Origin of the sequence: Bartonella sp. AA83SXKL, assembly GCF_042196965.1 — a bacterium.
GTDB lineage: Bacteria > Pseudomonadota > Alphaproteobacteria > Rhizobiales > Rhizobiaceae > Bartonella.
Map to the genome: position 1 here is coordinate 1 of NZ_JBHIRG010000038.1, position 6,888 is coordinate 6,888.

Sequence of the window (6,888 nt, forward strand, 5' to 3'; positions counted from 1 at the left end):
CTGTACGGTGCCTTTCTGTCAATTTAAACGCATATATATTCTCAAAATCATCAGCAAACTTCACTACTTTGCTGTTTATCCTTCAATGCTTTTAAATGCGATTTCATGACTGATGCTCCCGAAAAAAGCTCTGCTTTCAAATTTCTGCAATACTCTGCAAGCTCTGCTCCTGTTGGCATAAAGGTTTTCGATAATCCTTTTGCTTTTCCGCATATGATATCCTTAACAGCCTGCTTTAGAGCGTATTCTGAAGCATCTGATAAGGCTATGCTGTAATTTAAAGCGATAACATTAGGGTCTATATTTGCCGGTATTTTTAGACCAGAAAGCAAATAAGCAGCCGCCTCGATATGTTCAACCGTAACTTTCCGTGAAAGCAGTGCTTGTAAGCGATTACAGTCTTGCAAAACTTGCGATCTCTCCTCCAGCGTCAACGGCTTTCCATGCATAGAGGTTGGAGGGTACACACTCCGGTCCACTCTCTTGGCAAGTGCTTGCAAATGAACTGATAGCCTCTGTATCTCTGCTGCATTCTGATCCATAAGAATCGCTAGTGGTGATTGCTGCTTTGAGTGTACTGAAGCTTTGTGAAAGGCTGTTTGTGAAGTTATTTGTTGAGAGCTTATAGCGTTCGTTTGCATATCGTTTCTCCTGTTCTAATTTCTTGGCGAGCGTTCCATTCTGGTTAATAATCCAACCACACCAAGCACTTTGCCAATCGCGATTGTTTGCATTTCGACATGGGTTGGCTTTCCAATGAAGTTTAAATCTTTCGAATTCTAATAACGCCTCATCATGCGTTAAGCCTTTATCGATTGCGTATTGCAAATCAGGTTCAAAATCTTCTGGTACGCTTCCAAGTTCTTTTTTCCCCTTACTTCGCTTGGCTTTCTTAGGAACGCTTTCTTGCTCGTGAATGATTGATTGGTTGGTTTGCTTTGATTGGCTTTCAACATCACACTCGATTGGCTCGTCAACCAAATCGATTGTTTCTAAATCTTCAAAATCAATTTCTTTTTTTAATAAAACGTTAGTTTTATTTTTTTTATATATGTTAATGTTATTGTTAATGGCATTGCGTTCGCATTGCGCAACACTATGCGCATCGTATGCGCTCTGCATGCAATCCGCATATGCGTTTTCTTTTATATGATTATTGTCATTTTTACCTTTTGTTTTATGCCATCTAGAATGAGCTGCTTTTGTTGCTGCTTCTGATTTCTCTTTGCTATCATTTAATTCTAATTCAACATCTGGGTTCCACAACCGACCATCTTCTAAACAAATGATATGTCCAGTTTCTAATAAAAGATCTAATGCCTTCTGAAATTTTTTTACTGAGCAGCCAGCCAATAAAGATAACACTTTAAAATTATTCGTAAGCGGCTCTCCTGTGCGAAGCATTTGAAAGCGCAACTTAACATATATGAAACCTTCAAAAGCTGGCAAATATGCAAGATCAAGTAGCCACTTGTCTGCAAAAAGCCTCGTCCATGGTAATTTACTGGACATACCCCAATTCCCTTTCTTTAACTAAATATAAAATTGCTAAAGCATCTGCTTCGTTATCATCTTTCGGATTGTGCCCTTTTGCACGCACCGCCTTAATCATCTCTTCTTTCGACGCATTCCCCTTGCCTGTCGTCGCTTTCTTAATCGTACTTACTGGTATCCCCTCATACGGTATCTGATGCTGTTCACACCACGCCGTTAACGTTGCTAACAAACCACCGTAAACATGCGCTGCATCTGTACCTTTATGACGCCTCACCTCTTCAAAATACACCACGTCAATTTGACCTGCTGTCTGCTTTATTTCTGATAGCCATTGCTTAAAGCGCAAGTAACGCATTCCACCGCCTTCAAAACGGCGCGATTGAAAATTCACGGTACCACTGAACATGTCACCACTTGCACCACGTATCGCCCACCCCGTTTTGGTACCTAGATCAAAACAAAGGATTGCATGAAGCATCTAAATCACCTGTATTTAATGATTGTTTTTTCTTAGAATGGTGCTTTAAACGACTTCTCTGCACACAATTTTACTACAATTCACACAATAAGAAACGTTAGGAAAAGATAATTTTTGGATGAGCTTTTCTTGCTCTTTTATTATTTCGTCTCTTTCATTTATCGCTTGTCTAAGCATTTTTATGTTTTTAAAATTGGTATAAACCGCATAACATGAACACAAATTAGCAATACAAGATATAATAAGTGCAATTAAGCCCATCCCTCTCTCCTCACTTACCCTTCTTCTTACTCTTCTTATTCTTATGAGCCGGCGCTTTTACTGCTTCATCACGCTGTTTAAGCTCTTGTGTTAGTCTTTCAACTTCCTCGTCGCGTGATTGAACATCTGCTTTTAGTGCCTGTATCTTTTCACTTTTCCGTTTAAAGTCTTCTCGGTACGCATCTATCTTTTGCTTAAGTTCTTCAATTTTCTCGTCGCGTTCTTTAATCTCTTGCTTCAATTCTTTAATTTCCGTATCACGTGATTGCACATCTGCTTTTAGTGCCTGTATCTTTTCACTTTTCCGTTTAAACTCTTCTCGGTACGCATCTATCTTTTGCTTCAATTCTTTAATTTCCGTATCACGTGATTGAACATCTGCTTCGAGTGTCATTACAACTTCACTTACATTTCTGAACGCCTTTTCATGCTCTTCAGTCTTTTGTTTCAGTTGTTTAATTTCCTCGTCACGTTCTTCAAGATCTGCATCACATTCATCAATTGTCTGCTTGCTTTCCTTTAAATACCTAAACTCATTCTCTTTCATTTTTTTCTTAATATCTTGAACCTGATCTTTAAGTGCTTTAACTTGGTTGCGATAATGCAATGCAATACGAAACATCACTCCGCTTAAGAGCAAAACTGAAACCACTGCTATCCATAAAATTTCATTCGAACTCATCTTTATCTCCTTAATGCTGTAAAGTTTCTCCGGTGTGATCAACACCGCAGCTCTTGCAAATTTTCGACATTGGGGGGTGTTGCTCTTGCATTAATCTCTGCAAGCGCTCGGGATAAAAAAAATCTTCTGGACGCAAATCTATCCCATGATCACGTGCGTAATCTAAAATTTTTTGCTGGTGTTTTGCTGGCATGTCACGCCATCTATAAACAGATGACACATCTCTTTGCACTATGGTTGCTACAGTTTTGAAACCACCTAAATATTTTATAATTAATCTCGAAGGCATATGTAATCTCCATAACAGCACAATAAATAATTGCACTTTTTACATATGTCAACAAAAAATGCACCTTTCACATTTTTGCATTTTACGTATTTTTAGGGATAATATTTAAATTATGAGTAGCAATATTGAAAAAAGTATCCAACAATGGCTAGAAAAAAAATTAGACGAGCGCGGACACGGTGCTCAAATAGAACTAGCCGCCTACTTGGGAATCCATCAATCCACTATAAGCAGAATGATTAATCCTTACAAAAATGGAAAATCAAGAAGCATAAGTATTGGGGAATTAGTTAAAATAGCTGAGTTTTTTAACGAGCCCCCCCCCAATTTCTTCAATGATGTTGATCAAGAATTTATGAATTTTTATCGTGATCTTTCTGAAGAAAACAAGAAGTCTGTGATTTTATATATTGAGTTTTTAAGGCAATCAAAAGATAAGTTATAGTTTCCTTTTCTTTCTGAGAAAACCCTTTTAAAAGATTAGAATCTTGTTCCGCTATTTGCATTTTGTATCTCCATAAATTGTGGATAGTGCACTTTTTAAAAAAACATATCTAGCATAAATATGCACTTTTTACATTTTTATGTTGACACTTGCACTTTTTGCATATATTTATCTCCCATATCTTAGAAAATAACTTTTGCCAATAGGCAGTATGGAGGCATTTGTGAATAAACCAGTGTTTATAAATTCTGATGAAATTCTCTTAGTGATGTGCGAAAATGAAGAGCAAAATCTCGCTAAATCTGGTCCTTTCTTAGAAGAAAGTGACATGATCAAATTTATCGACCAAGCCGATAATGCTGTCCAAATTTTGCGTATTGAACCAACGACTAATCGTTGCGAAGATATCTCTGAAGATATTGCCGAATTCTATCTTAAAGAATGTGAAGAGCAGTGTTTCAACGGAAACATTCCTCACGATTTTATTCTACACAGCACAGCATACGGTTTTTTTTTAGATGATATAAAACAGCGCGAATATGATGATGCAATGTATGGTTCTTACGAAAAACAACACCGTTTGCGTCCTTGTGATGTGCTTTAAAAGCTAAAGGCGTTTTTAAAAGACGCCTCCTTTTCAAAAAATTCACCACACAATGCAATGCCGTTCTTTTGCAAGAACGACAAAGGCAGAATCTAACTTAAAGGAGTAAAACCATGGAAAAAAAATACGAAATGACTGATGAAACAATCAATGTTGATGGCAAAATCCTTCACCGTATACGTGCTTTAAGAAACTTTGGTGATGTCGAGAAAGGCAACCTAGGAGGCTATATCGAGAAAGAAGACAACCTAAGTCATGAAGATGATTGTTGGGTAGATGGTGATGCCAAGGTGCTTGAAAGCGCTACCATTTTTGATAATGCCAAGATATTTGATGGCGCCTGTATTAGTGGAAATGCTACGGTTTGTGATGATGCACAAGTTTACGATAAGGCACAAGTTTACGGTAACGCCAAGGTTTACGACAATTCTCGTATTTATGGAAGTGCACAAGTTTACGATGATGCACGTGTTTACGATGATGCACGTGTTTACGATGATGCACATGTTTACGATGATGCACGTGTTTACGATGATGCACATGTTTACGATGATGCAGTCATTTACGTTAATGCAAAAGTTTGCGGTGATGCCAAGGTTTATGGAAAAGCAAGAATATACCATGACGCCGTAATTTCCGAACATGCACGCGTTTATGACAATGCAGAAGTTTTCGACAACGCTACAATTTCGCACGTTGCATCCGCTTGTGACAATGCTCGTATTTTCGGTAAAGCAAAGGTTGGTGGTTGTGCCGAAATTTATGATGGAGCACATGTCTCTGAAAAAGCTAAAGTTGGCGGTCACGCAAAAATCTCTGGAAATGCCCGTGTGTTTGGTGGTGCAATAGTTTGCGAGAATGCCGAAGTAACCGGAAATACAAAAGTATCTGGAAATGACACTGTTTTAAGATAAGGGCGACTTAAACCATGGAAAAAAAATACGAACTTACTGATGAAACAATCGAAGTTGGGGGCAAAATCCTTCACCGCATTCGTGCACTGAGAGATTTGGGGGACGTCAAGAAAGGTGATCTTGGCGGCTATATCGAGAAAGAAGACAATCTAAGTCATCATGGTAATTGCTGGATTGGGGATTATGCAAAAGTTTACGGTAATGCCAAGGTTTTTGGTAATGCTAAGGTTTACGAAAATGCACAAGTTTACGGTTATGCACATGTTTACGGCAATTCTCGTATTTATGGCAAAGCAGAAGTTTTCGATGAACCATGCATTTACGGTCATGCAGAAGTTTACGGTGATGCACATATTTGCGGTGAACCGCACGTTTTTGATAATGCAGAAGTTTATGGCAATGCACAAGTTTACGAAGAGCCATACATTTACGATAGGGCGCGTGTTTACGGCAATGCAGAAGTTTCCGGTGATGCGCATGTTTACGGTCATGCAAAAATTTACGGTGCAGCATGTGTATGTTGGGACGACTGGATTGATGGCAATAAAAGAATCTCAACTGGAGAAAAGACCAGATGAAAAAATACGAATTTACTGATGAAAAAACTGTGTTTGATGGAAGAACTCTTCACCGAATTAGAGCATTAAGAGACTTTGGAGATGTAAAAAAAGGTGACCTAGGCGGTTTTATAGAAAAAGAAGACAATCTAAGTCATGATGGCAATTGCTGGGTTTCTGGTAACGCCAAAGTTTATGGAAAAGCTAAAGTTTGTGGTTTTGCCGAGATTTTTGGTAATACCGTAATAGCCATATAAGCCGTTTCTAACGCCGAAAAACCAACTTTTAAACACCAGCGTGATTCACGCCACGGGTGAATTGTACGCAAATCAAGGAAATAAACCATGAAAAAGAAATACGAACTTACTGATGAAACAATTCAGTTTGATGGAAAAACTCTTCACCGTATTCGTGCTTTAAGGGATTTTGATGATGTCAAAAAAGGAGATCTTGGTGGTTTTATTGAAAAGGAATATAACTTAGGTCATAAAGGTAATTGCTGGGTGTATGATGATGCCAAGGTGTATGAAAGCGCTACCATTTTTCATAATGCTAAGATATTTGATGGCGCTTGTATTAGTGGAAATGCTTCAGTTTATTCTGATGCACAAGTTTACAGTCGTGCTGTTGTTTACGGTAATGCAGAGGTTTCTGGTAGTGCACATGTTTTTGGTGATGCTGTTGTTCGCGACAAATCTCATGTTTGCGGTGATGCAGAAGTTTACAATGACGCACGTATTTATGGTGACGCAGCAGTTTTTGAGAATGCACGAATAAAGAATAGTGCCAAGGTTTACGACAATGCTCGTGTATATGGGAACGCAATAATTTGTGGTCCTGCTCTCATTTATAACAATGCTAAAGTTTATGGTGATGTCATTATATCATGCTCCAATTTCACGTATGAGGATGATATTAATTATGGAAATGTTGAGATTTTTGGAGATGCAAAAGTTTATGATAGTGCTCGCATTTATGACGCAGTCAAGATCTTTAGAAATGCCGAAATTCGTGGATTAGCTAATATTCGCGGAAACACGAGAATTCCTCAAGACATAAAAATTTAACAACCAACCAGCCTTTTAACACCAGCGTGATTCACGCCACGGGTGAATTGCGCGCAATGTAGGAAATCAAGATGACAAATTCCACTTTTTTAAA

The 6,888-nt window shown here is 38.3% G+C and carries 11 protein-coding genes; 6 read left to right on the forward strand and 5 right to left on the reverse strand.

Annotated features, from left to right (window positions below; all coding sequences use genetic code 11):
- Window positions 1-50 precede the first annotated feature (50 nt).
- The 5 genes from ACFINO_RS08750 to ACFINO_RS08770 form a co-directional block, all read right to left on the reverse strand.
- The gene (locus ACFINO_RS08750; protein ID WP_375621830.1) at window positions 51-407 is read right to left on the reverse strand and encodes a hypothetical protein; all 357 of its coding nucleotides are present in this window, start codon (window positions 405-407) and stop codon (window positions 51-53) included.
- Window positions 394-1,512 (reverse strand): hypothetical protein, encoded by a 1,119-nt coding sequence (locus tag ACFINO_RS08755; RefSeq protein WP_375655471.1) that lies wholly within the window; start codon window positions 1,510-1,512, stop codon window positions 394-396. The genes ACFINO_RS08750 and ACFINO_RS08755 overlap by 14 nt, the downstream gene beginning before the upstream one ends.
- Entirely contained in the window at window positions 1,502-1,975 is a 474-nt protein-coding gene (locus ACFINO_RS08760) for a crossover junction endodeoxyribonuclease RuvC (RefSeq protein ID WP_375655472.1), read from the reverse strand. The genes ACFINO_RS08755 and ACFINO_RS08760 overlap by 11 nt, the downstream gene beginning before the upstream one ends.
- 271 nt (window positions 1,976-2,246) lie before the next feature.
- Window positions 2,247-2,918, reverse strand: a complete 672-nt coding sequence (locus ACFINO_RS08765) for a hypothetical protein (RefSeq protein WP_375655473.1) — start codon at window positions 2,916-2,918, stop codon at window positions 2,247-2,249.
- A 10-nt stretch (window positions 2,919-2,928) separates the two neighbouring features.
- Window positions 2,929-3,207, reverse strand: a complete 279-nt coding sequence (locus tag ACFINO_RS08770; RefSeq protein ID WP_375635078.1) for a hypothetical protein — start codon at window positions 3,205-3,207, stop codon at window positions 2,929-2,931.
- A gap of 112 nt (window positions 3,208-3,319) precedes the next feature.
- Here ACFINO_RS08770 and ACFINO_RS08775 point away from each other — a divergent pair, with 112 nt between their 5' ends.
- The 6 genes from ACFINO_RS08775 (at window position 3,320) to ACFINO_RS08800 (ending at window position 6,794) form a co-directional block, all read left to right on the forward strand.
- Window positions 3,320-3,652, forward strand: coding sequence for a helix-turn-helix domain-containing protein (locus ACFINO_RS08775; RefSeq protein ID WP_375612684.1), 333 nt, complete (start codon window positions 3,320-3,322; stop codon window positions 3,650-3,652).
- A 223-nt stretch (window positions 3,653-3,875) separates the two neighbouring features.
- A complete protein-coding gene (locus ACFINO_RS08780; protein ID WP_375621921.1) occupies window positions 3,876-4,256 on the forward strand; it encodes a hypothetical protein in 381 nt (126 codons plus the stop codon).
- Between the two features lie 113 nt (window positions 4,257-4,369).
- Entirely contained in the window at window positions 4,370-5,170 is an 801-nt protein-coding gene (locus ACFINO_RS08785; RefSeq protein WP_375655474.1) for a hypothetical protein, read from the forward strand.
- A 14-nt stretch (window positions 5,171-5,184) separates the two neighbouring features.
- On the forward strand, window positions 5,185-5,748 hold the full coding sequence (locus tag ACFINO_RS08790) for a hypothetical protein (protein ID WP_375630467.1): 564 nt from the start codon (window positions 5,185-5,187) through the stop codon (window positions 5,746-5,748).
- Window positions 5,745-5,984: a hypothetical protein gene (locus ACFINO_RS08795; protein ID WP_375655475.1), complete on the forward strand. Its 240-nt coding sequence runs from the start codon at window positions 5,745-5,747 to the stop codon at window positions 5,982-5,984. The genes ACFINO_RS08790 and ACFINO_RS08795 overlap by 4 nt, the downstream gene beginning before the upstream one ends.
- Window positions 5,985-6,071: 87 nt before the next feature.
- A complete protein-coding gene (locus tag ACFINO_RS08800; RefSeq protein ID WP_375655476.1) occupies window positions 6,072-6,794 on the forward strand; it encodes a hypothetical protein in 723 nt (240 codons plus the stop codon).
- Window positions 6,795-6,888 lie beyond the last annotated feature (94 nt).